Origin of the sequence: Pseudoduganella lurida, assembly GCF_007830455.1 — a bacterium.
GTDB classification, from domain to species: Bacteria; Pseudomonadota; Gammaproteobacteria; order Burkholderiales; family Burkholderiaceae_D; genus Rugamonas; species Rugamonas lurida.
Map to the genome: position 1 here is coordinate 1,124,145 of NZ_VLLB01000001.1, position 24,167 is coordinate 1,148,311.

A 24,167-nucleotide genomic window follows, 5' to 3' on the forward strand; every position below is an offset into this window, starting at 1 on the left:
GGGACCGGCCGCGCCGGTGGCCAGGCTCCGGCGCGTCAAGGGTGTGCTGCCCGTCCCTGCCTGTCGTCCGTGCGGCCGATCCCTTCGTAGTACAGGCCCGCTGCGTCGAGCACCGCGCGGTCATAGATATTGCGTCCATCGAAGACGGCCTTGGCCCGCAGCGTGCTGGCCAGGTAGCGGAAATCGGGCGAGCGGAACTCCTGCCATTCCGTGACCAGCACCAGCACGTCGGCCTGCTCGACCGCTTCCTGCGCGGACGACGCGAACAGCACCGAGGCAGCGCAGCGGGCCTCGCCATGTTCGGCGACCAGCAGCCGTCGCGCCTGGCCGGACGCGACCGGGTCATACGCGCGCACCGTGGCGCCGGCGGCCAGCAGCGCGCGGATCAGCACGAGACTGGGCGCATCCCGCATGTCATCGGTATCGGGCTTGAATGCCAGGCCCCACAGCGCGATCGACCTGCCGCGCAATGCGCTCGCCCCGTTGAAATAACTGGCCAGCCTTTCGAACAGCAGGTGCTGCTGCGCGTCGTTGACTTCCTGGGTGGCCCGCAGGATCCGCAGATGCTGGCCATGCCGGGCGGCGATGCGGATCAGCGCCCTGACGTCCTTCGGGAGGCACGAGCCGCCGTAGCCGATGCCAGCAGACAGGAACTGCCGGCCAATACGCGGATCGGCGCCGATCCCGAGCCGCACCGCCTCGATATCGGCACCGAGCTGCCCGGCCAGGTGCGCCAGTTCGTTCATGAAGCTGATGCGCGTGGCCAGCATGGCGTTCGCCGCGTACTTGGTCAGCTCCGCGCTGCGCGTGCCCATGGCGACGAACTTCTCGTGATTGCGGCTGAACGGCGCGTACAGCTGGCGCATCACACCCAGCGCGTGCGCGCTCTCGGCACCGACGATGATGCGATCGGGCTTCATGAAGTCCTGCAGCGCCATGCCCTCCTTCAGGAACTCGGGGTTGCTCACGACATCGAACGGGATGTCGACGCCGCGCCCGGCGAGTGCCGCCGCAACCGTGGCGCGCACCTGGTCCGCCGTCCCGACGGGAACGGTCGATTTGTTCACGATCAGCAGCGGCCGTTCCATCAGCCGGCCGATGCTGCGGGCCGCCGCCAGTACATGGTCGATATCCGCGCTGCCATCCCCTTCCGGCGGCGTGCCGACGGCCAGGAAGATGATCCCGGCATGCCCGATGGCCAGGGCGTCGCTGGTGGTGAAGCGCAGCCGGCCCGCCAGCCGGTTGCGCGTGACCACCGGCGCCAGGTTGGGCTCATGGATGGGAACCTCGCCGCGACTGAGCCGCGCGATCTTGTCGTCATCAAGGTCATGGCAGACGACTTCGTTGCCAACGTCCGCGAAACAGGTTGCCACGACGAGCCCAACATAGCCCGCGCCGATGATCGTGATGTTCATCGCTCAGCCAGCCCAGCCGGTGTGGCGAGAGCGCGTTTGCCGAACATCGTTAGCAGGTTTGTCGACGCCAGGATGGCGTGGGAGCAAGCCCGGCCAGGGCGAAAAGGATGGCACGCTGCAGGGGACGTGCCGAAAGCAGGACGGCATGGAGGGTATGGACGTTGCGGCGCTGTCGCATATCGGCGAACTCCTTCGGGTGCTTCGGACGAGAATTGCTTCTCGATTGCTCATGCATCGGCATGGGCAATCGAAAAGGCCGTCCCACGTGATTCATGGGATCTCCCTGATCGCCGCGGCACTGGTATCGAATGGATCGAGCAATGATCGATATCGTTTCGGCCGAGGCGGGATCACCACACTAGCATCGAAAACAGCCGAAATTTTCACCAATAATCACTTTGTCGGGATAACCGTTCCGCGATCAGGCTGATTCATTTAGCAGGCTGCGCAGCTGTACGTCGGCCCGACGGGTCCCGGCGACAGGTTCTTACGCAGATGATGGCTCGTACCCGGCGTCTTTTTACCTGGAAGTATGGAGGAGCGTGGTTTCTCGACGACAGACGAGGCATGCGCCGTGCGCAAGCGGCGCGCGAGGCCGCAGCGGAGCTGCGACAGACGGGCGATTCGAAGCGCCCCGGCCTGGCAGGGCCGGGGCTTCGAATCCCACCGTCGTCCATCCAGACAAAGCAAAACGGCCACCCGCAGGGGTGGCCGTTTTGCTTTGTTCTGGCGGAGACGGTGGGATTCGAACCCACGATACAGGTATAAGCCGTATGCTTCCTTAGCAGGGAAGTGCCTTCGGCCACTCGGCCACGTCTCCTAGATGATTACTCACCTATCATCACAATCCGTTGCATTTCTGCGTCAGATCAGATGCCCGCCATAGTAATTGCCGCGACCTGTTTGGTCAAGGAAATCGGCGGTTTTTTTCTGAAAGTTTTACGCTCGCACTTACTCTTTCTCGAGCTCGAAAACCTTGTGCAGCGCGCGCACGGCCAGCTCCATGTACTTCTCGTCGATCAGCACGGAAATCTTGATCTCCGAGGTCGAGATCATCATGATGTTGATGCTCTCTTCCGCCAGCGTGCGGAACATCTGCGAGGCCACGCCCACGTGCGAGCGCATGCCCACGCCGACGACCGAGATCTTCGACACCTTGGCGTCGCCGACCAGGCTGGAGAAGCCGATCTGGGCCTGCTGCGCGTTCAGCGCTTCCAGCGCGCGGTTGTAGTCGTTGCGGGAGACGGTGAACGTGAAGTCGGTCTTGCCGTCGACGGACTGGTTCTGGATGATCATGTCCACTTCGATGTTGGCATCGGCCACCGGTCCCAGGATGTGGTACGCCACGCCCGGACGGTCCGGCACGCCCATCACGGTGATTTTGGCTTCATCGCGGTTGAAGGCGATGCCGGAGATGACTGCTTGTTCCATATCTGTGTCTTCCTCAAACGAAATCAGGGTACCGGAGCTGGCTTCCTCGGCCAGGTCCATCAGCGGATCGGTCAGCGACGACAGCACGCGCGTCGGCACGCGGTAGTTGCCGGCGAATTCCACCGAGCGCGTCTGCAGCACCTTCGAGCCCAGCGACGCCATTTCCAGCATCTCCTCGAACGTGATGTTCTTCAGGCGGCGCGCATCGGACACCACGCGCGGGTCGGTCGTGTAGACGCCGTCGACGTCCGTGTAGATCAGGCATTCGTCCGCCTTCAGCGCGGCGGCAATCGCCACGGCCGACGTATCGGAACCGCCGCGGCCCAGCGTGGCGATATTGTTGTCGTCGTCGACGCCCTGGAAGCCCGTGATGATCACGATCCTGTTCTGTTCCAGGTCGTTGCGCACGCGCTTGTCGTCGATCGACTGGATGCGCGCCTTGGTGAACGCGGAGTCGGTCCTGATGCCCACCTGCCAGCCGGCGTACGACACGGCGGCCTTGCCGATCGCCTGCAGCGCCATCGACAGCAGCGCGACGGAGACCTGTTCGCCGGTGGCGGCGATCATGTCCAGTTCGCGGGGGTCGGGCGGGTTCTGCACTTCTTTCGCCAGCGCGATCAGGCGGTTCGTCTCGCCGGACATGGCCGACGGTACCACCACGATCTGGTGTCCCGCATCGTGCCACTTGGCGACACGGCGCGCGACGTTCTTGATACGGTCCGTCGATCCCATCGACGTCCCGCCGTACTTGTGAACGATTAAAGCCATAGCTTGCGTTTTTCAGTCAGGTGAAGTAAGGGAGCCCTTAACTGTACCTGCTGCAATGCAAAAGAACAAGTCATAAAGCCAACGCCATCATACCGTTGCGGCATAAGCTCATGCCGAATCCGCCTATCGAAGAAATTTTATTCGGCGGACCAACGGAAAATGACGCGGTTATCTCCTTCGCGTGCCAGATGGTGGCAGTCCATGCCGATGCCGGCCGCGTACAGCAGCCGTCCCGGAATGCCGACCACGGGCAGCCGCGTGCGCTGCCAGGCGGGAATGCCAAGGGTCTGGTAGTGCTGCTTCAGGTCGCGCGTCGGGCGGTTCCGGGCAGGCTTCAGCCGCTCGCCGCCGCGCCGGAACGAGATCGTCAGCATTTGCGCCGTCAGCCACTCGGCCGGAATGCCCTCCTCCGCCGGCTCGACGTGCAGCGTGCCGCCGTAGTCGGGGAACGGGATCGATGCCTCGCCGGCCCAGCGGAAGTGCGCGACGGGCAGTTCGTCATACGCATCCTCTTCGGCACCGGCCACGTCGCGCAGCTTCGGGGCCAGCGTCAGGCGGCCACGGTAACGGCGCACATCGCAATCGGGATGCTCGACCAGCAGGTTGGCATCCTCGCGCGCCTGCAGCAGTTGCGCCGTCATCTGCGCCAGCCAGGCGGCGGACGGGATGCCGAAGCCGCGCTGGCCGAACCAGTGGCGCAGCAGGTTGCTGCGGCGGTCTTCGCCCAGCCCGCGCAGGTGATCCATGGCGAGGCTGCCGTCATCGCCCAGGCCGGCCTGGAGGTCGGCCTCCGCCACTTCCGTCAGCAGGCGCTGCGCGGAGCGGACATGCGCTGCACCGCGAGCAAAACGTTCCTGGTAGCCGGGGAATGCGGCGGCCAGCGCCGGCATCACCGTGTGGCGCAGCGCGTTGCGGGCGTAGCGGGTGTCGTCGTTCGATTCATCGTCGATGCGGGCGATGCCGTGCTGCTGCGCGTGGGCCTCCAGCTGGGCGCGCGCGACGGCCAGCAGCGGGCGGGCCAGCACGATCTCGTCGCTCCCCAGCAGCCCGGGCGCGTGGTTGCACGCATCCATGCCGGACAGGCCGGCGGGGCCGGCACCGCGGGCCAGCTGCAGCAGGATGGTTTCGGCCTGGTCGTCCAGGTGATGGGCGGTGAGCAGCAGCGTGACACCGTGCTCGCGGCACAGCTCGCCCAGCGCCGCGTAGCGCGCCTGGCGGGCCGAGGCTTCCGTGCCGGTCTTGCCCGCCGCGACAACCACGCGCCGCGCAGCGAACGTCACGCCCAGCTTCGCGCACTCGGCGGCGCAGTGGGTTTCCCAGGCATCCGCGTTGGGGCTCAGGCCGTGGTGGATGTGGAAGGCGAACAGGGGCGTTACTGCTCCCGGATCAGTCCGTGTCCCGGTGCCAGGCACCAGGACATCGTGCGCGAGGTGGAGCAGCACGGCGGAATCGAGGCCGCCGCTGAAGGCAATGGCGATGCCCTGCCCGGCGGCGCGCGGCAGGTCGGCCAGCGCCTGGGCGAAGATCGTGGAGAGGGTGGCGTGGCGCTGTTTCATGGTTCTCTGAGTAAAAACGGGGACAGGCACCTATTTTCGGGTGTTGCCCGAAAATAGGTGCCTGTCCCCGAGGTACGCCGGCGGATTATTCCTGCGGCGTGGTTTCCTTGAACTTGCCGTAGCTCATCAGCTTGGCATGGCGCTGGTCCAGCAGGTCCTTCGTCTTGATGCCGGTGAACTGGCGCAGCGAGTCGGCCAGCGCGCGTTTCAGCAGGCGCGCCATTTCCTTCGGATCGCGGTGGGCGCCGCCCAGCGGTTCGTTGATGATCTTGTCGATCAGGCCCATCGCCTTCAGGCGGTGCGCGGTCAGGCCCAGGGCCTCGGCCGCGTCGGAGGCGCGCTCGGACGTCTTCCACAGGATCGATGCGCAGCCTTCCGGCGAGATCACCGAGTAGGTGGCGTACTGCAGCATCAGCACCGCGTCGCCCACGGCGATCGCCAGCGCGCCGCCGGAACCGCCTTCGCCGATGATCGTGGCGATCAGCGGCACCTTCAGTTCGGCCATCACGTACAGGTTGTGCCCGATCGCTTCGGACTGGCCGCGCTCTTCGGCATCGATGCCGGGGAAGGCGCCGGGCGTGTCGACGAAGGTGAAGATCGGCAGGTTGAATTTCTCGGCGACCTTCATCAGGCGCATGGCCTTGCGGTAGCCTTCGGGCTTCGGCATGCCGAAATTGCGCATCGCGCGCTCCTTCGTGTCGCGGCCCTTCTGGTGGCCGATGACCATGCAGGGCTGGCCGTTGAAGCGGGCCAGGCCGCCGACGATCGACTGGTCGTCCGCGTAGGTGCGGTCGCCGTGCAGCTCGTGGAAGTCCGTGAAGATCTCGTTCACGTAGTCCATCGTGTAGGGGCGCTGCGGGTGGCGGGCGATCTGCGAGACCTGCCATGGCGTCAGCTTGGCGTAGATGTCCTTCGTGAGTTGCTGGCTCTTCTTGGCCAGGCGGTCGATTTCTTCCGAAATGTCGACGGCGGAATCGTCCTGCACGAAGCGCAGCTCTTCAATCTTGGAATCCAGCTCCGCGATGGGCTGTTCAAAATTGAGGAAAGTGGTTTTGGTCATTGGTCCTCCGAGAGTATGGCCTGGCGCGGCGGCCGGTGGCACTGCCGAGCAAGGTCAAAATTTTTCGCTATTCTACCGGAACAGGGTCCAGGCTACGCCACAAATACCAGGTGGCAACCGTTCGATACGGCTCCCAGTTGGCGGAGACTTCGCGCGCGTCGCTGCGCGAGACGGGTTCGCCGGAGAAGTAGTTGTGGCTGATGCCCGCGATGAGGCGCGGGTCGTCCAGCGGCAGCACGTTCGGCCGCAGCAGGTTAAAGATCAGGAACATTTCGGCGGTCCAGCGCGTGATGCCGCGGATCTGCACGAGTTCGGCGATCACCGCCTCGTCGTCCATCTGGTCCCACAGCGTGGCGTGCACCTTCTTCGCCTTGAAGTTGTCCGCAAGGTCGAGGATGTATTCCGTCTTGCGCTTCGACAGGCCGCAGGCGGACAGCTCGGCGGCGCCGGCCTTCATCACCAGCGCCGGCGTGAATTTCGGCAGCGCCACCAGCAGCTTCTGCCACGCCGCGTTGGCGGCCTTCGGCGTCACCTGCTGGTTGACGATGGAACGGGCCAGGGTCGTGAACGGGTCGTCGTGGCCGACCAGGTGCAGGTCGCCGAACTGGGGGATCAGCTTGTTCATGATGCGGTCGCGCCGCATCAGCTCGGCCTTCGCCTCTTCCCAGTAAGGCGGCAACGCTACCTGGCGGCCCGCGCCGTCCGTCTTGTCCCTGGACTGGAGAGCCATTATGCGCGGCGCCAGTTCGTCGTGCCGTCAGGCTTGTCCTCGAGGACGATGCCCTGCGCCAGCAGGTCGGCGCGGATCTTGTCGGACTGCGCGAAGTCGCGCGCCTTCTTGGCGGCGGCGCGCGCGGCGATCGCTTCGACGATGATCGCTTCGCCGATCGCATCGGTGGCGCCGGCCTGCAGGAAGTCCTGCGGGCTGCGTTCGAGCAGGCCCAGCACGCCGGCCAGGCCCTGCAACTGGCGCACGGCGACGGGCGACTTCGACTTGTTCACTTCGCTGGCCAGCTCGAACAGCACGGCCACCGCCACCGGCGTGTTGAAGTCGTCGTCCATCGCGGCGGCAAAGCGCTGCGCGTGGTCTTCGTTCCAGTCCAGGTCCGCGCCATCGCCAGCCACGCCATCGAGGGCCGTGTACAGGCGCGTGAGGGCGCCGCGCGCATCGTCGATGTGCACGTCCGAGTAGTTCAGCGGGCTGCGGTAGTGGGCGCGCAGGATGAAGAAGCGCACCACTTCCGCATCGAATTTCTTCAGCACGTCGCGGATCGTGAAGAAGTTGCCCAGCGATTTGGACATCTTCTCGTTATCGACGCGCACGAAGCCGTTGTGGATCCAGACGTTCGCCAGCGGATGGCCGAACGCGCCTTCCGACTGGGCGATCTCGTTCTCGTGGTGGGGGAACTGCAGGTCCTGGCCGCCGCCATGGATGTCGAACTGTTCGCCGAGCAGCGCGCACGCCATCGCCGAGCATTCGATGTGCCAGCCCGGGCGGCCCTTGCCCCATTTGGAATCCCATTTGACTTCGGCGGGTTCGGTTTCCTTGGACGCCTTCCACAGCACGAAGTCGAGCGGATCGCGCTTGCCCGTGTTGACGTCCACGCGCTCGCCGGCGCGCAGGTCGTCCAGCGATTTGCCGGACAGCTTGCCGTAGCCGTCGAAGCCGCGCACGGCATAGTTCACGTCGCCATCGTCGCCCTGGTAGGCCAGGCCCTTCGCTTCCAGCTGCTCGATGATGGACAGCATCTGCGGCACGTATTCGGTGGCGTGCGGCACGTCGGTCGGCGGCAGGATGCCCAGCGCCGTGGTGTCCTCGTCCATGAAGCGTTCGAAGCGGGACGTGAGCGCGTGGATCGACTCGTTGTTCTCGACGGCGCGGCGGATGATCTTGTCGTCGATGTCCGTCACGTTGCGCACGTACTGCACGTCGTAGCCCGAGGCCCGCAGCCAGCGGTAGATCACGTCGAACGCCATCATCATGCGGGCATGGCCCACGTGGCAGTAATCGTAGACCGTCATGCCGCAGACGTACATCCGCACCTTGCCGGCCTCCATCGGTACGAACGTCTGCTTGTCCCGCGCCAGCGTGTTATAGATCTTTAAATGACTCATCGGACTCTTCTGTGCTGCCTTCCCAAGGTTCAGCCTTCCCACAACGAGAAATCCGGTGCGGCACCTGCATGCCGCCCCGGATTTTCTCGTGCACCTTGGGGCCGGGCTGACCCTGTATAGTATTTCTTTTTCTCCCCCGGGCGACCTGGACGGTCCGGGAGCCGTCGCCAAGTATAGCATTGTTAAAATGCCCTGGGCTCACTATCCAACTGCACAGAAAAGAGAAAACATGCATGCAAAAATAAAGACCGTCGTCACCGGCACGGCCGCCCTGCTGCTGGCCTGCGGACTGGCCGGCAAGGCCCTTGCCGCCGAGCCGCAGGTGGAACTGAAAACCACCGCCGGCGACATCGTGCTGGAGCTGAACGGCGACAAGGCACCGAAGTCCACCGCGAATTTCCTGGCGTATGTGAAGAGCGGTTTTTACAAGGACCTGATTTTCCACCGCGTGATCGACGGCTTCATGATCCAGGCCGGCGGCTATACGAAGGACCTGAAAGGCCGCGCCACGCGCCCGAATGTGCCCAGCGAATCGAAGAACGGCCTGAGCAATGCGCCTTATACGGTGGCGATGGCGCGGCTGGATAATCCGAACTCGGCAAACTCGCAGTTCTTCATCAATGTCGGCAATAACGTGGCGCTCGATTACCCGAATTTCGACGGCGTCGGTTACACCGTGTTCGGCCGGGTGATCTCGGGTTATGAAGTGGTCGACAAGATCAGCAAGGTGCTGGTGGACGACAAATCATTCACCTTCCAGAACGTACCGGTGATCCCGGTCGTGATCAAATCGGCGAACGTGCTGAAAAAGCCGATCCAGCCGAAACCCGTGCCGGGCCAGGCGGCCGAGTCGGCCGGTATGTCAGCCAATAGCGCGGCCAGCACGCCGGCCGAAGCACCGCTGGAACCGACGCCGGCGCCGGCACAGTAAAATAGCGTTTTGCCATCGGCTGCGGTAAGATCGCGGCCCAGTGTTCGCCCCGTGGCGGAACATCAACCAGACATCAGGAAACCATCATGACCACCATTAACATCACCACCAACAAGGGCAAGATCGTTGCCGAACTGGACGCCGAGAAGGCACCGAAATCCGTCGAGAACTTCCTGAACTACGCGAAGGCCGGCCACTACGACAACACCATCTTCCACCGCGTGATCGACGGCTTCATGATCCAGGGTGGCGGTTTCGAGCCGGGCATGAAGCAGAAGCCGGCCGACCAGACCGTGGAAAACGAAGCCAAGAACGGCCTGAAGAACGAGCCGTACACGCTGGCGATGGCCCGCACGTCGGCACCGCACTCGGCCTCCGCGCAGTTCTTCATCAACGTCAAGGCCAACAGCTTCCTCGACTACCCGGGCCAGGACGGCTGGGGCTACGCCGTGTTCGGCAAGGTCACCGAAGGCAAGGAAGTCGTGGACGAGATCCGCAAGGTGAAGACCACGCGCAGCGGCATGTTCGCCGACGTGCCGGTGGAAGACGTGATCATCGAGAAGGTCGAGATCGTTTAAGCGGCAGTCGCTTGATTCTTTTCATTTCCGACCTGCACCTGCAGGCCGACCGGCCCGCTCTCACCGAAGCCTTCCTGCGCTTCGTCCACGAGCGGGCCGTGGCCGCCCGCCAGCTGTACCTGCTGGGCGACCTGTTCGAATACTGGGCCGGCGACGACGACCTCGCCGATCCCTTCCACCAGCAGATCGTTGCCGCGCTGCGCGGTCTGGCCGAGGCCGGCACCGAGCTGTTCTGGATCGCCGGCAACCGCGACTTCCTCGTGGGCGCTGCGTTTGCCGCCGCGGCCCGCCTCACGCTGCTTCCCGAAACGTGGGTCATCGAAGACCATGGCCGCCGCATCGTGCTCGTGCACGGCGACGCGCAATGTACCGACGACGTGAAGTACATGGCCTTCCGCGCCCAGGTGCGCGAACCGGCCTGGCAGCAGCAGTTCCTGGCCATGCCGCTGGCACAGCGCAAGCAGATCATCGCCGGCCTGCGCGAGAACAGCCGCAAGGACCAGGGCGACAAATCGTACGAGATCATGGACGTGACACCCGCCGCGATTGCGCAGGTGTTCGCCGGCACGGGTGCCACCGTCATGATCCACGGCCACACGCACCGCCCTGCCCTGCATGCGGCGGACGGCAGGCTGCGCTACGTGCTGCCGGACTGGGAGCCGGAAGCCGTGCCGCCACGCGGCGGCTGGATCGCCATCGGTGACGACGGCGCCATCACGCGGCATGCACTCGACGGCAGCCGCCTGCCCTAGCACTGCATCGCCGTCGTGCTGTCACACGATGTGCCACTTCTTCGTAAAAATGTATCGCCGCTTGCATTCGCCTCCTGTCCGGATAAGCTGAGACAGTCGAGACAAGAGGAGCGATCATGCTCAACGGCGCCACCTTGAAACGGGTCTTCCCCGATTGCAGCGATGCGGATGACTGGGCCAGTGCGCTCGATGATGCGCTGGCCCGCTTCCACATCACCACGCGCGACCGTGTCTGCGCCTTCCTGGCGCAAACGAGCCACGAGTCCGCGCACTTCAACCGGCTGGAGGAATCGCTGTTCTACCGCAGTCCGGCGCGGCTGATGGCCGTCTGGCCGAAACGGTTCATGACCGAGGCCGCCGCGCAGCCCTTCGTGCAGCAGCCGGAGGCGTTGGGCAACTTCATCTACGCCGGGCGCATGGGCAACGGCGATGCGGCCAGCGGCGACGGGTTCCGCTTCCGCGGCCGCGGCCTGATCCAGCTGACCGGCCGCAGCAACTACCGGCAGGCCGGCGAGGCGCTGGGCCTGGACCTGGTGAAGGCGCCGGACCGGCTGGTGTCGAAGGATGTGGCGGCCCTGTCAGCCGCGTGGTTCTGGGAGAGCCGCGGCCTGAACGCGCTGGCCGACCACGACGAAGGCGACGACGACATGGAAGACTTCGTGCAGATCACGCGCCGCATCAATGGCGGCACGGTCGGATTGAAGGAGCGCTTCGAGGCATTCCAGAAATTGCGCAGCAACCTCGATTGAACCGCACCTGCTTGCGGCTGGGCTGGCGGGGCCAGGAGAATCTGTGGCAATGGGCGGGCGGCTCCGGCGCGGACTCGCCCGCGCCGTCGTTGCGGGTCAGGTTGATGCCGCGACTGGCGCGGCATCGCTGGCTACGACTGCCGCGGCACGGCGGCGAAAGCCGACTCCAGCCGGCGGATGAGCGGCAGGTTCATCGTGTGCGTGTGGCGGTTCCAGCGGTCCATCGTGGCCTGCAGTTCGTTCTGCAGCCGGTGCGCCAGCTGGAACTCGCGCGCATCCGCCGCCCAGATCGCAAACTCGGCGCGCGTTTCGAAACTGCCGAAGCGTTCCAGCGTTGCCTCGAATTCCGCGCGCGCTTCGTCGCCCCGTCCGGCGGCCGCCAGCGCGCGGGCCGTCAGCACGCCCGTCTGTTCGGGGCGGAACGCGGGATGCGTCCTGCGCAGGCGTTCCAGGTGCGCCAGCGCCTGTGCATGACGGCCACTGAGCAGGCTGGCACTGGCGGCGCCCAGGCGAATGTCCGGATCGTTCGCGAACGGCCCTTCCAGGCACGCTTCATACGTGGTGGCGGCCGCTTCGGCGTTGCCCGCGTCGAGCTGGGCGGCGGCCAGGCGCATCTGGTTCTGTGCGGTGGGGGTGAAGGCGTAGGCGTCGTGCGCCTCGCGCAGCTCGCGGGTCGGGTCGAGCACCTTGACGGCGCCGGCCACCGCCTTGCGCGCGCCCTGCTCGATGCGCGAGCTGGGCAGGTAGATGCCGAAGAAATACACGACACTGCCCAGCAGCGGGAACATGAACAGGATCATCAGCCAGTACATCTGCTGCCGGCTGCGGATCGCATGCACCGCAAAGAAAATCGCCACCAGTACATGCAGGCCTATTCCGAGGAACGACATGCGGTTCTCCATCTGTCACGGGCCTTCATTGTAGGCATTTCGATTCTCGCCTACAACTTAAGACCTGCAAGCCCGCGGCCGGCGTGGCCCAGGTGTGGCAGTCGCGCTACTTGGCGGGCTCGAAGCGGATGGCCAGGCCGTCCGCCGTGGTGCGGATCGTGGTGGGCACATACTGCACGCCCAGATAGCGCAATTCGTCCGGGCGGAAGTGGTACACCGGCATGTCGCGCACCAGCTTCTCGGCCACCACGTTGGCCGCTGCCGTCAGCTGCCCCTGCAGGCGTTCATCGGCACCGCCCACCGTGAAGCGGTCGATGTGCGCATCGCCCAGCACGACGGCATTGCGCACATTGTCCACCAACAGCCGGCCTGACAGCGACACACTCCCCTGGACGGCCTGGCGCAGCAACGGCGACGTGATCGACACATCGGCGGCCAGCGCCAGCCGATCGTTATCGCGCAGCACCGTCACCTGCGGCCGGGCCAGCTGCAGCTCGAACACGCCCAGCGCACGCTGCTGCAGGGGGAACTTCTGCTCCAGCCCGCGCTGCAGGCGCTCGAGCGGCACGGCCACCTCGCGCGGCCCCGTCAGGCTGGCACAGCCTCCCAGCAGCGCACCTGCCGCAACTGCCAGCGCCACCCACCCGAAGCGGCGCCGCCGCGCCAGTAACGTCGTCTGCATACCTGTCCCGTCGCTTGAAAAAACCGCATGATACCGGAAAGGCCATGTGTGCCCGAACGAGGCGGGATGTGCGTGCGCGAACGGTGGCGCAGGCGCCGCCGGCCTATCGTGAGGCCATGGACCACACCATCCCATTTGTCGGCTGCGCCGGCTGGAGCATTCCGCGCGACGATGCCCCCCGTTTCCCGGCCGAAGGCAGCCACCTGCAACGCTATGCGGCGGTGTTCAACGCCGTGGAGATCAATTCGAGTTTCTATCGGCCGCACCAGCCCAAGACCTATGCGCGCTGGGCGCAGGACACGCCGGACGGCTTCCGCTTTGCCGTCAAGCTGCCGCGCACCATCACGCACGAGGCGCGCCTGCGCGACTTTGATGCGCTACTGGCGCAGTTCGCCGGCGAGGCCGGCGCGCTGGGGAACAAGCTGGGCGTGGTGCTCGTGCAGCTGCCACCCAGCCTGGCGCTCGATGCCGATGCCGCGCGCATCCTGTTCGAGGCGCTGCACGAAGCCTTCCCCTGCACGATCGCCTGCGAAGCGCGCCACGCCAGCTGGTTCACGGACGACGCCACGCAGCTGCTGTGCGATGCCGCCGTCACCCGCGTGCTGGCCGATCCCGTCGTGGGCTACCGGGGCGACTTCGTCCCGACCTCTGAGGATGCCTACGTGCGCCTGCACGGCAGCCCGCGCATCTACTACTCGCGCTACACGCCGCAGCAGATCGAGGACGTGCGCGCCTGGCTGGTCCGGCACCCGGCCGCCTGGTGCATCCTCGACAACACGGCCGGTGGCCAGGCGACGCCGAATGCGCTGGAGCTGCACGCCGCCCTGCGCGCCTGAGACCCGAGCGGCCCGGTCCCGGCGCGCACGCTCCGTCAAGCCGCGTTCGACAGTGGCCGGTAGCGGTCGAAGCGCTCCGGCGTCACCAGCTCGCCGAATTCGACGGTGCGGCTGGCGATGTCGTGGTAGGCGCCCACCAGTCCCATCTCGCCCCGTTCGATGCAGCCGCGCAGGAAGGCGCTGCCGGCCAGCACCTCGGCCAGCGAGTTCTCCACGTTCTGCCGCGTGACATCCTCCAGCAGCACCTTGCCGGACGGCGCCGGATGCGTGCCGCACTGGCAGTGCCGGATCGACGGCTGGATCTTGCCGGTGATGGTGCCGATGCTGTGCGCGTCCACGTTCTGCAGCGCCAGGCCGATCGCGCCGCAGCTGGAATGGCCCTTCACGACGATCAGCTTGGCGCCCAGCTTGTGGGCGATCTCCAGGCTGCCGATGATCTCCTGGTTGATCACGTTGCCGGCGATGCGCACCGTGAGCAGGTCGCCCAGGCCCGCATCGAAGATGATCTCCGGCGACGTGCGCGAGTCGATGCAGTTGACCACCACCGCCATGGGGTGCTGGCCGGCCGCCATCGCGTCCGCCTGGTGCAGGTAGTACTTCTTGGTGGAGCGGCCCGTGCGGAAGCGCTCATTGCCATCGCGCAGCAGCTGCAGCACATCCCCGGGCTGCAGCCTGCCCTGGGTTTCCTTGTCCAGCATCGGCATGAACTGGATCGGGTCGTCGAGCGTGTACTTGTCGCGCAGGCCGACCACGTTCAGCTGCACATCGCGCTCCGCCGCCACCGAGCGGTAGTCCTGGATGGTCTCCAGCACGTCGCTGTCGATGGAAATCGGCATTGCCCGCATCGATCAGCACCTTCGAGCCATGCGGAATGTCCCACAGCGTGCTGCGGATGGTGGCCTTGTTCAGGAACGACACCTGGTTCGGCAGCTCCATCTTGATCATGTCGCCGATGTGCATGCGGTACTGCTCCATCGCGAACGGATTGCGGAAATTGCTGCGCAACAGGTAGAACATGCTCGAGCCGAGGCCGATCAGCACGCCGGTCAGCAGGTCCGTGAAGACGATCGCCAGCACCGTCACGGCGAACGGCACGAACTGCGACCAGCCGCGCGCGTACATCTCGCGGAACAGCGACACCTTGGCCAGCTTGTAGCCCGTCATGATCAGGATGGCGGCCAGCGCGGCCAGCGGAATGCGGTTCAGCACGGGGCTCAGCGCCAGCACGGCCACCAGCAGCAGCACGCCATGCAGCACGGCCGATGCCTTGGTGCGGCCGCCCGTCTGCACGTTGACGGAGCTGCGCACGATGACGGAAGTGACGGGCAGCCCGCCCAGCAGGCCGGCGCACAGATTGCCGATGCCCTGCGCCACCAGTTCGCGGTTGGCCGGCGTCTCGCGCTTGTGCGGATCGATGCGGTCCACCGCCTCCACGTTCAGCAGCGTTTCCAGCGAGGCCACGATGGCGATCGTGAACCCGACCACCCACACGTCCGGATTGGCGAAGTGCGCCAGGGCAGGCAGCTGCAGGTAGGCGCCCAGGTTGCCCGTGTCGACCGGCGGGATTTCGACCAGGTGCGTCGCCTCGATGTGCAGCCCGGGCGCGAAGCGGGCGAACAGCACGTTGAGCAGGACGCTCAGCGCCACCACGAACAGCGGCGCCGGCAGCAGCTTCACGTTCTTCAGCGGCGTCCGGTCCCAGTACAGCAGGATCAGCATCGACAGCAGCGCGATGACGACGGCGCCCGGCGTGATCACGGCCAGCGCACTGCCCAGCGCCGAGAACGTGTTTTCGCCATTGGCCTGCAGGAAGGCGTATTCGTCGGCATTGTTGGCGTCATACCCGACCGCGTGGGGCAGCTGCTTGAGGATCAGCAGGATGCCGATCGCGGCCAGCAGGCCCTTGATCACGTTGGAGGGCACGTAGTTGGCGATGAAGCCGGCGCGCAGCACACCGAGCGCCACCTGCAGCACGCCGGCAATCAGGATCGCCGCCAGCAGCACCTCGAAGGCGCCCAGTTTCGAAATGGAGGCCAGTACCACGGCGGCCAGGCCCGCGGCCGGGCCGCTGACACTGGTATGGGAACCGCTGATGGCGCCCACGACGATCCCGCCGATAATCCCCGAGATAATCCCGGAAAACAGCGGCGCGCCGGAAGCGAGCGCAATGCCCAGGCATAAAGGCAGGGCGACGAGAAACACCACGATGCCCGCCGGGACATCGTATTTCAAGGTTTTGATATTCATGGTGACACACGTTTCGAAAGAGATGATCAGTCGTCGATGTGTCAGCCCCCATCCCGCGCCGTGACGCGTGTCGCGTCTATTGGAAGCATCTTGTGCGCGGGTGGCCCCGCCCCCGACTGACGGGGCGGCGCGCCGACCTGAAAGAACTGCTGGAACTGCACGCTTTTATTGCCCGGCCAACTCCGGATATTAACCAAGCATTAAAAAATCCGGCCAACCGGAATAAGACTGGCAAGCCGCTGAAATCAATATAACACGCGTTTTGCGCAGTGCACAAAGCTGCTTCGATAATCGGTCGGAATGAATGATGTCAGCGCGATTTGATTGTGTTCACCAGGACATTTTAATTAAATATCCTCAATCGCCGCCTCCCCGCAAACCCGCATGAATGCGCGCATATAATCGGAGGCGATAAAGCTCATTCCTGCGCGTGATGGAATTCGCACGACTGAAAAAAATTTGATCATGTCGCATTGCAGCGCTTTGCACACAGCCGCATCCGCCATCCCGGCGGGCAAGGTCGGCTAAAAAACGGTTGCAACCGCCCCGTGTGGTGTTATAGTTCACTACAACACCAACGCAGGAGGGCCCATGTATGTGGCATGACAATGCGCCGATCTACCGCCAGCTGAAGGAGCGGGTGATCGGCATGATGCTGGACGGCCTGCTCAGACCGGGGGATGCACTGCCCTCGGTGCGGCAGGTGGCGGCGGACTGGCAACTGAACCCGATCACCGTGTCGCGCGCGTATCAGGAGCTGGTCGATGAAACCTTGGTTGAAAAAAGAAGGGGGCTGGGCATGTACGTTACCGAAGGCGCTGTCGAAAAACTGCTGGGCACGGAGCGCGAACGCTTCCTGCGCGAGGAATGGCCGGCGATGGTGGCGCGCATCCGCCGCCTCGGCCTGGACGTGGACGTGCTGCTGCGCAGCGCACAGGGGCCCCGCCCATGAGCGCCGTGATCACCGCGCGCAACCTTGTCAAGCGCTACGGCGCCCGCAAGGCGCTCGATGGCGCGAGCTTCGACGTGCAGCCGGGCCGCATCGTGGGCCTGATCGGCCCGAACGGTTCCGGCAAGACCACCACGCTGAAGGCACTGCTGGGGCTGTGCAGCGTGGAGGGCGAGCTGTCCGTGCTGGGCCTCGATCCGCGCACCCACCGCGACGCACTGATGAACGACGTGTGCTTCATCGCCGACGTGGCGATCCTGCCCCGCTGGCTGAAGGTGAAGGACGCCGTCGACTTCGTGGCAGGCGTGCATCCCCGCTTCGATCGCGCCAAGGCGCAGCGCTATCTCGCCGCCACCAAGCTGTCTCCCAATCTGCGCGTGAAAGCCATGTCGAAGGGGATGATCGTGCAGCTGCACCTGGCACTCGTGATGGCGATCGACGCGAAGGTGCTGGTGCTCGACGAGCCCACGCTGGGCCTGGACATCCTGTACCGCAAGGGGTTCTACCAGAACCTGCTGGAGGACTACTTCGATGAACACAAGACCATCGTCATCACCACCCACCAGATCGAGGAGGTGGAACACATCCTCACCGACCTGCTGTTCATCGAGGAAGGCCGCATCGTGCTGGCCGCGTCGATGGACGAGATCGGCGAGCGCTACACGGAAGTGATGGTCCATCCGCAGCACGCGGCGGCCGCCGCGGCCCTGCAGCCGCTGACGCAGCGCACCGTGTTCGGCCGCAGCGTGATGCTGTTCGACGGCGTGCCGCGCGGGCAGCTCGACAACCTTGGCGAACTGCGCACGCCCAGCGTGGCGGACCTGTTCGTCGCCAGCATGAAAGGAGCCGCGAAATGACCGGCCTGCAGACACGTCGATCCATCCAGAACCGCTTCCAGTGGCTGCTACGCCGCGAGATCTGGGAACACCAGGGCATGATGGTGTGGCTGCCGCTGGCCATCGCGGCGCTGCTGGTGGGCTTCAGCGCGATCGCGATCGTCAAGGGCCAGGGCGCGACCTTCACGTTCGGCGGACCGGTGCACGAGGTGAGCTCGCTGTCGGTACAGATGGGCGAGCGGCAGAAGGAAATCATCGCAGCGCTGCTGGCCGCGGTGTTCCCCCTGATGGCCGCGCCCCTGTACCTGACGCTGGCGTTCATGGTGTTCGCCTACGCGATGGGTGCGCTGTACAACGAGCGGCGCGACCGCAGCATCCTGTTCTGGAAATCGCTGCCCGTGTCCGACGCGGCCACCGTGCTGTCGAAGGCGGCCATGGCGCTGCTGGTCATCCCGTTCGGCATGCTGGCGCTGGCCGTCGCCACGTCGCTCGTCATCCTGCTGATGGCCGTTGCCGTCTTCGCCCTGCATGGCACCAATGTGCTGCCGCACCTGCTGCACTCCCCCGTCTTCTGGCTGACACCGCTGAAACTGCTGTCGCTGCTGCCGGTGTATGCGCTGTGGGCACTGCCGACGGTGGGCTGGCTGCTGATGGTGTCGAGCTGGGCGCGGTCCAAGCCGTTCGTGTGGGCCGTGGCCGCGCCACTGCTGGCGATGGCGATCCTGGCGTGGGCCAATGCGGGCTTCGGCCTGGGCCTGGACCTGCAGTGGATCTTCAAGACGCTGCTGTCACGCCTGCTGGCCAGCGTGATGCCGGGCGCGTGGTTCGCCGACGACACGCTGCGCGGCACCGTCGAACGCACGGGCCACGCCGTCTCGCAAAGCCATCCCGGTGCCGTGTTCGACGCGATCTATACGCAATCCTGGGCCGTGTTCGGCACCGCGAACCTGTGGATCGGCGCCCTCGCCGGCGCCGCGATGATCGCCGTGGCGATCTACGTACGACGCCGCCGCGAAGGAGAATGACGGCACAGTAAAGTGTCCTGGTGCCTGGCACCGGGACACCCGTGCTCAGCTGTAGGCGTGGTCTTACAGACGGGGAGGGGCGGCACCGATGCCGAAAAGCATCGCCGATTGAGATAATGCCTTCATTCCGCCAGCGCCAGATCATCCGGTCTCGCGTTGGCGGTCGCTTTCAGGAGTAGAACATGAACATTGTCGACCAACGCTACCTCGATGGTACCAACCGCTACTGCACGGAACCGTGCCTGCTCAGCATCCTCGATCTCGGCCACCCTGCCCCGTACTCCACGGCGGACATGGATCGCCTGCGAGCGCGGCTGAAGTCGGTTCTGCCGGGCCTGCGACAGGGCCGCAGCCTGATCGGGGTGGTGGGGGAAGACATGTCGCCTGCGGACGATGATGCGAACTGCGACGGCCTCCAGCTGGCACGCCTGATCCAGGGCGTGGCCATCGAGCTGCACCGCCTGGCCGGCGACGAAGTGATGATCGGTTTTGTCGGCCGCGTGCCGAAGATGGCCGGCCGCTACCGCCTGATCCTGCCGTTTCGCTGCGGCACGGTGGCCAACGCGTCGCTGAGCCTGGCGATCGGCCTGATCGATGCCCTGCTGGCCGGCCGCGAGTTCGCGCTGAACGAAGGCCTGGACGAGCTGCGCCGCGTCGCCATCGGCGCGGAGCACCTGCCGGCCGCGGCCTCCGTGGTGCCGTCGGCGCCGGAAGTGCGGGTCGATGCCGTCGCCGCCCGCGCCATGGCGAACCGTGCGTTCAGCGCCCGGTCGAACGCTAGTCGAATTGCCGCTTGAACTGTTCGAACTGCTCCGCCAGCGCTGCGTAATCCGCACGCAGCTGCTGGACTTCCTGCTCCAGCTGGGCGACCCGGTCGCCCCCGGATCTGCCGCCCCCTGCCCCACCAGCCGTAGCGGCCGCCGCAGCATAGCCCGCCGCTGCATACCCCGCTTCCTCCCGCGCCAGTTCCACTTCGCCACCCAGCAGCTGCCCGTAGCGCGACTCCTTCGTGCCGGGCGCGCGCGCCAGCTTGGCCACCAGTGGCGGGTATTTGTCGATCAAAAACTGCAGCGCTTCTTCCACATCCGCGACGGACTTGAAGTCGTGCAGACGGCCCGTGCGGGTGCGGATCTCGCCGGCCGTCTGGTGGCCGCGCAGCATCAGGATCGCCAGCACGGCCAGGCGGTCCTGTTCCAGCGACCACTTGATCCGCATGCGGTGCTCGTACTTCGTCACGCGCGCGCCGGCGGCGGTAACGGCATTGACGAGGCGGCGTTCGGCCAGCCGGGCCAGCACATCGGCCACGGTGTCTTCCGAGATCTGCATCACGGGATCGCGGCTCGATAACTGGTTGCAGCCGTTGGTGAGTGCATTGAGCGACATCGGATAGTTATCCGGCGTCAGCGCTTCCTTTTCGGCCAGCACGGCCAGCACGCGGATCTCGAACGGATCGAGGGTATCGGTGGTATTTTCGGTCATGGATTGAGTCTCGACGAAGCCGGTCGGCACGCTGTTATTGTCGAGCCCGTGTCCACCCTGGGGTCAGACCCCGACATGGACACGAGCCCGGCGGTGAAAGACTTCAGCCTTCCTTGGCGATCCGCTGGCGGCGCGCCTCGTACAGGCACACGCCCGAAGCGACGGACACGTTCAGGCTCTCGACGGAGCCGAACATGGGGATGCTGACCAGCATGTCGCAGGTCTCGCGCGTCAGGCGGCGCATGCCTTCGCCCTCGGAGCCCATCACCAGCGCGGTGGGGCCCGTGAAGTCGGCGTCATACAGCCCCTTTTCACCGTCATCCGAGGTGCCGATCAGCCAGATGTCGCGTTCCTTCAGCTCGCGCAGCGTGCGCGCCAGGTTCGTCACCGTGATGTAAGGCACGGTCTCGGCGGCGCCACTGGCCACCTTCGCGGCGGTGGCGTTCAGGCCCACCGCGCGGTCCTTCGGCACGATCACTGCATGCGCACCCACGCCGTCGGCCACGCGCAGGCAGGCGCCCAGGTTGTGCGGGTCGGTGATGCCGTCCAGGACCAGCAGCAGCGGCGGGCCATCGATCGCGTCCAGCAGTTCGTCCAGGTTGCGGGCCAGCGCCAGCTGCGAGGCAAACGCGATCACGCCCTGGTGGCGACGGGTGCCGACGATCTTGTCGAGGCGGGCCGAATCGACCGGCATCACGCGCACGCCGGCCGCCTTTGCGTTGGCGACCAGGTCCTTCATGCGGCGGTCGTCGCGGGTGGCGTCGACGAAGATTTCTTCGACGGAGGCGGCTTCGTGGCGCAGGCGCGAGGTGACGGCGTGGAAGCCGAAAATCATTTTGTTCTTGGACATGGCTTGCTTCTTTGTTTCGATGGATTGCTGCGGACACGGGGCACAGCGCCACGCGTGTCGCGAAAAAAGCGCCGCGGCTCGATGGCCGCGGCGCTGGATCAACGTTTCTTGCTGGCCTTGGCCGGTGCCGCCTTCGCGGCCTTGGCTTCCGGGCCGGCCTTGCTCCGTTTGGCCGGCGCCGCCTTGGCGCTCCGCTCCTTCTTCGGATCGTAATCTGTCAATTGGGGCAGCAGCGAGATCTTCGGTGCGGGAGCGGGCTCGCGCGGGGTGTCGCTTTTCGGCGCACTCTTCGCCGCGACATCGGCCACCGGCACTTCGCCGTTGCGGCCCTGCGGCCGGGCACTGCGTGGCGCTTCATGCCGGGACGCACCCGAACGCGACTTGCCGCCACCGCCACCGCCCTCGCCGCGCGACGAACCGGACGAACCGCCCTTGCCGCCGCGCGAACGGCGCGGCTTGCCGCCCTTGCCGTCCTTGGCATCGAAGTCGTCGTCTTCGCCTTCCGGTGCGCGGCCGCCACGTGCCGGCGGCATGCCGGCCGTTTCGCTCTGCGCCAGGCGCAGGTCGATCTTGCGCGACTCCAGGTCCACGCGCGTCACCTGCACGGTGACGCGGTCGGTCAGCTGGTAGCGCTTGCCGGTGCGTTCGCCGCGCAGTTCATGGCGCGCGTCGTCGTACTGGAAGTAGTCGGCACCCAGGTCCGTCACGTGCACGAGACCTTCGACGAACAGCTGGTCCAGCTGCACGAAGATGCCGAACGTGGTCACGCCGGTGATGATGCCGGTGAATTCCTCGCCCAGCTTGTCCTGCATGAAGTAGCACTTCAGCCAGGCCTCGACATCGCGCGACGCTTCGTCGGCACGGCGTTCGTTGGCCGAGCAGTGCACGCCCAGCGCATCCCACACGGTAACGTCGCGCGCGGCTTTCGGTTCCTTGCCCTCGGCCTTGTCCTTCAGCTGCTGGCGGCGCGTGGCGTTCGAGATCGTGGTGTTCAGGACGCTCTTGTCCTCGATCTTCGGCTCGTATTTTTTACCCTGCAGGATGGCCTTGATGGCGCGGTGCGTCAGCAGGTCGGGATAGCGGCGGATCGGGCTGGTGAAGTGGGCATACGCCTCGTAGGCCAGGCCGAAGTGGCCGATATTGTCCGGGCTGTAGACGGCCTGCTGCATCGAGCGCAGCAGCATGGTCTGCAGCAGGCCGGCATCCGGGCGCTCCTTGATCTTGCGCATCAGCTCGGCGTAGTCGCCCGCCACCGGCTTGTCGCCGCCGGCCAGGGACAGGCCCACCTGCTTCAGGAACTCGCGTACCTGCGTGAGCTTTTCCTTCGTCGGCGAGGCGTGGATGCGGTACGTGCCCGGATGCTTGTGGCGCAGCAGCAGATCGGCCGCGCAGACGTTCGCCGCCAGCATGCACTCCTCGATCAGCTTGTGCGCATCGTTGCGGGTGCGCGGGATGATCTTCTCGATCTTGCCGGCCGGGTTGCAGACGATGTACGTTTCCGTCGTCTCGAAATCGATCGCGCCCCGTTCCACGCGGGCCTTGAGCAGCGCGTGGTAGGCGGCGTACAGGTTCTGCAGGTGCGGCACCAGCTGGGCGCGCTTGGCCGCTTCCGGGCCCTTCGTGTTCGACAGGATCGCCGCCACTTCGTTGTACGTGAAGCGCGCGGCCGAGTGGATCACGGCCGGGTAGAACTGGTAGGCCTTGATCTCGCCGGCGGCCGTGATGACGGCATCGCACACCAGCGTCAGGCGGTCGACGGCCGGGTTCAGCGAGCACAGGCCGTTCGACAGCTTCTCCGGCAGCATCGGGATCACGCGGCGCGGGAAGTACACGGAGGTGCTGCGCTCCAGCGCATCCTTGTCCAGCGCGTCGTTCGGCTTGACATAGGCGGACACGTCGGCGATCGCCACGATCAGGCGGAAGCCGTTGGCACGGCCCACCTTCACGGGTTCGCAGTAGACGGCATCGTCGAAGTCGCGTGCGTCTTCGCCGTCGATGGTCACCAGCGGCACGTCGCGCAGGTCGACGCGCGGGTCCTTGCCATCCTGCCAGTCCTTCTCGTGCACCACGTCCGGCAGCTTCTTCGCCTGGTTCAGCGCGGCGGCCGAGAACTCATGGGGCACGCCGAACTTGCGGACCGCGATCTCGATCTCCATGCCCGGGTCGTCCATGTCGCCCAGCACCTCGACGATGCGGCCGACCGGCTGCTTGAAGCGGCCCGGCTGCTCCGTCAGCTCGACGCTGACGATCTGGCCGCTCTTGGCCTTGCCCGGCGAACCGGACAGGATGATGTCCTGGCCGATGCGCTTGTCTTCCGGCGCCACGATCCACACGCCGTTGTCCTTCAGCAGGCGGCCGATGATGTGCGTGTTGCCCCGCTCCGTCACCTCGACGATCGTGCCTTCCGGACGGCCGCGGCGGTCGAAGCCCGTCACGCGGGCCAGCACCTTGTCGCCGTGCAGGACCTTCTGCATCTCGCGCTCGGACAGGAACAGGTCGTCGCCCGGCTCGTCCGGGATCACGAAGCCGAAGCCGTCGCGGTGCGCGCTGACGCGGCCGGCAACGAAGTCGGAATGGTCGGCCAGCACGTAGAAGCCGCCCGTGTCGGAACGGATCTGGCCGTCACGCTCCATGGCGTTCAGGCGCCGCGTCAGCACTTCCTGCGATTCGGGATTGACGCCGAGCGTCATGGACAGCGTGCGCAGGTCGAGCGGCGCGTTGGCGCTGCGGAAGATGCCGAGGATTTCCTCGCGGCTGGGAATGGTATGCGTCGTCTGTTTCAAAACTGTTCTTTGATTTGATCTTATTGGTAGGCGAAGGTGGCAGCGTAGTGTACCGGAGGTGCGGCGGTTTGCCTAACGGCCGTCCGAATCGGACAGTGAAGCCGCACGATGAACAAGCCCTGCCGTCATTTTCACGCCACCTTCACTTCACCCTTTGACAATGGGAATTCTTGCTCTATAATTCGGCCTCCCGCAGCGATGCGGGTTGCTGTGAAAGAGTACCGAGTGGATGTGC

The 24,167-nt window shown here is 65.6% G+C and carries 21 protein-coding genes, 1 tRNA gene and 1 pseudogene; 9 read left to right on the forward strand and 14 right to left on the reverse strand.

The window, feature by feature from the left end:
• Window positions 1–35: 35 nt before the first annotated feature.
• From IP91_RS04785 to cysS, 7 genes are all read right to left on the reverse strand, one after another.
• On the reverse strand, window positions 36–1,415 hold the full coding sequence (locus IP91_RS04785; RefSeq protein ID WP_145647589.1) for a UDP-glucose dehydrogenase family protein: 1,380 nt from the start codon (window positions 1,413–1,415) through the stop codon (window positions 36–38).
• 727 nt (window positions 1,416–2,142) lie between these two features.
• Window positions 2,143–2,235 (reverse strand) — tRNA-Ser (locus tag IP91_RS04790).
• 131 nt (window positions 2,236–2,366) lie between these two features.
• Window positions 2,367–3,614 carry an aspartate kinase gene (locus tag IP91_RS04795; RefSeq protein ID WP_145647590.1) on the reverse strand — a complete coding sequence of 416 codons (1,248 nt, stop codon included), beginning with the start codon at window positions 3,612–3,614 and terminating at the stop codon, window positions 2,367–2,369.
• Window positions 3,615–3,751: 137 nt separating this feature from the next.
• Window positions 3,752–5,170, reverse strand: a complete 1,419-nt coding sequence (gene tilS, locus IP91_RS04800; protein WP_145647591.1) for a tRNA lysidine(34) synthetase TilS — start codon at window positions 5,168–5,170, stop codon at window positions 3,752–3,754.
• An 85-nt stretch (window positions 5,171–5,255) separates the two neighbouring features.
• The gene (locus IP91_RS04805) at window positions 5,256–6,230 is read right to left on the reverse strand and encodes an acetyl-CoA carboxylase carboxyltransferase subunit alpha (RefSeq protein ID WP_145647592.1); all 975 of its coding nucleotides are present in this window, start codon (window positions 6,228–6,230) and stop codon (window positions 5,256–5,258) included.
• A gap of 67 nt (window positions 6,231–6,297) precedes the next feature.
• The gene (locus IP91_RS04810; RefSeq protein ID WP_145647593.1) at window positions 6,298–6,960 is read right to left on the reverse strand and encodes a DNA-3-methyladenine glycosylase family protein; all 663 of its coding nucleotides are present in this window, start codon (window positions 6,958–6,960) and stop codon (window positions 6,298–6,300) included.
• Complete coding sequence (cysS, locus tag IP91_RS04815; RefSeq protein WP_145647594.1) at window positions 6,960–8,345, reverse strand: cysteine--tRNA ligase; 1,386 nt, start codon at window positions 8,343–8,345, stop codon at window positions 6,960–6,962. The genes IP91_RS04810 and cysS overlap by 1 nt, the downstream gene beginning before the upstream one ends.
• 229 nt (window positions 8,346–8,574) lie before the next feature.
• Between cysS and IP91_RS04820 the strand changes: the two are divergent.
• From IP91_RS04820 to IP91_RS04835, 4 genes and pseudogenes are all read left to right on the forward strand, one after another.
• Window positions 8,575–9,156: pseudogene (locus IP91_RS04820) on the forward strand (peptidylprolyl isomerase); the annotation flags it as partial.
• Window positions 9,157–9,362: 206 nt separating this feature from the next.
• A complete protein-coding gene (locus IP91_RS04825) occupies window positions 9,363–9,854 on the forward strand; it encodes a peptidylprolyl isomerase (RefSeq protein ID WP_145647596.1) in 492 nt (163 codons plus the stop codon).
• An 11-nt stretch (window positions 9,855–9,865) separates the two neighbouring features.
• Window positions 9,866–10,606 carry a UDP-2,3-diacylglucosamine diphosphatase gene (locus IP91_RS04830; RefSeq protein ID WP_145647597.1) on the forward strand — a complete coding sequence of 247 codons (741 nt, stop codon included), beginning with the start codon at window positions 9,866–9,868 and terminating at the stop codon, window positions 10,604–10,606.
• Between the two features lie 116 nt (window positions 10,607–10,722).
• Window positions 10,723–11,355, forward strand: a complete 633-nt coding sequence (locus IP91_RS04835; protein ID WP_145647598.1) for a glycoside hydrolase family 19 protein — start codon at window positions 10,723–10,725, stop codon at window positions 11,353–11,355.
• Window positions 11,356–11,486: 131 nt separating this feature from the next.
• Here IP91_RS04835 and IP91_RS04840 read toward each other — a convergent pair whose 3' ends face one another.
• Together IP91_RS04840 and IP91_RS04845 are read right to left on the reverse strand one after the other, a co-directional pair.
• Window positions 11,487–12,245, reverse strand: a complete 759-nt coding sequence (locus tag IP91_RS04840) for a tetratricopeptide repeat protein (RefSeq protein WP_145647599.1) — start codon at window positions 12,243–12,245, stop codon at window positions 11,487–11,489.
• A gap of 106 nt (window positions 12,246–12,351) precedes the next feature.
• Complete coding sequence (locus IP91_RS04845) at window positions 12,352–12,927, reverse strand: DUF1439 domain-containing protein (RefSeq protein WP_145647600.1); 576 nt, start codon at window positions 12,925–12,927, stop codon at window positions 12,352–12,354.
• A 116-nt stretch (window positions 12,928–13,043) separates the two neighbouring features.
• Between IP91_RS04845 and IP91_RS04850 the strand changes: the two genes are divergently transcribed.
• Window positions 13,044–13,763 (forward strand): DUF72 domain-containing protein, encoded by a 720-nt coding sequence (locus IP91_RS04850; protein ID WP_145647601.1) that lies wholly within the window; start codon window positions 13,044–13,046, stop codon window positions 13,761–13,763.
• A 35-nt stretch (window positions 13,764–13,798) separates the two neighbouring features.
• On the opposite strand, the gene IP91_RS26385 is transcribed toward IP91_RS04850, so the two are convergent.
• Both IP91_RS26385 and IP91_RS04855 read right to left on the reverse strand, forming a co-directional pair.
• Window positions 13,799–14,467: a carbonic anhydrase gene (locus tag IP91_RS26385; RefSeq protein ID WP_307724399.1), complete on the reverse strand. Its 669-nt coding sequence runs from the start codon at window positions 14,465–14,467 to the stop codon at window positions 13,799–13,801.
• A complete protein-coding gene (locus IP91_RS04855; RefSeq protein ID WP_199754485.1) occupies window positions 14,391–16,010 on the reverse strand; it encodes a SulP family inorganic anion transporter in 1,620 nt (539 codons plus the stop codon). The genes IP91_RS26385 and IP91_RS04855 overlap by 77 nt, the downstream gene beginning before the upstream one ends.
• Before the next feature lie 595 nt (window positions 16,011–16,605).
• On the opposite strand from IP91_RS04855, the gene IP91_RS04860 reads away from it, so the two are divergent.
• The 4 genes from IP91_RS04860 (at window position 16,606) to IP91_RS04875 (ending at window position 19,617) form a co-directional block, all read left to right on the forward strand.
• Window positions 16,606–16,962, forward strand: coding sequence for a GntR family transcriptional regulator (locus tag IP91_RS04860; RefSeq protein ID WP_145647602.1), 357 nt, complete (start codon window positions 16,606–16,608; stop codon window positions 16,960–16,962).
• A complete protein-coding gene (locus IP91_RS04865) occupies window positions 16,959–17,816 on the forward strand; it encodes an ABC transporter ATP-binding protein (RefSeq protein ID WP_145647603.1) in 858 nt (285 codons plus the stop codon). The genes IP91_RS04860 and IP91_RS04865 overlap by 4 nt, the downstream gene beginning before the upstream one ends.
• Window positions 17,813–18,820, forward strand: a complete 1,008-nt coding sequence (locus tag IP91_RS04870) for a hypothetical protein (protein WP_145647604.1) — start codon at window positions 17,813–17,815, stop codon at window positions 18,818–18,820. Before IP91_RS04865 ends, IP91_RS04870 begins: the two co-directional genes overlap by 4 nt.
• Window positions 18,821–19,002: 182 nt before the next feature.
• A complete protein-coding gene (locus tag IP91_RS04875; RefSeq protein ID WP_145647605.1) occupies window positions 19,003–19,617 on the forward strand; it encodes a cyanophycin synthetase family protein in 615 nt (204 codons plus the stop codon).
• Here IP91_RS04875 and IP91_RS04880 read toward each other — a convergent pair.
• From IP91_RS04880 to rnr, 3 genes are all read right to left on the reverse strand, one after another.
• Window positions 19,598–20,299 carry a YceH family protein gene (locus tag IP91_RS04880; protein ID WP_145647606.1) on the reverse strand — a complete coding sequence of 234 codons (702 nt, stop codon included), beginning with the start codon at window positions 20,297–20,299 and terminating at the stop codon, window positions 19,598–19,600. The two genes, IP91_RS04875 and IP91_RS04880, sit on opposite strands and share 20 nt — an antisense overlap.
• A 103-nt stretch (window positions 20,300–20,402) precedes the next feature.
• Window positions 20,403–21,149: a 23S rRNA (guanosine(2251)-2'-O)-methyltransferase RlmB gene (gene rlmB / locus IP91_RS04885; RefSeq protein ID WP_145647607.1), complete on the reverse strand. Its 747-nt coding sequence runs from the start codon at window positions 21,147–21,149 to the stop codon at window positions 20,403–20,405.
• Between the two features lie 98 nt (window positions 21,150–21,247).
• Complete coding sequence (rnr, locus tag IP91_RS04890; protein ID WP_145647608.1) at window positions 21,248–23,932, reverse strand: ribonuclease R; 2,685 nt, start codon at window positions 23,930–23,932, stop codon at window positions 21,248–21,250.
• Window positions 23,933–24,167: the final 235 nt, after the last annotated feature.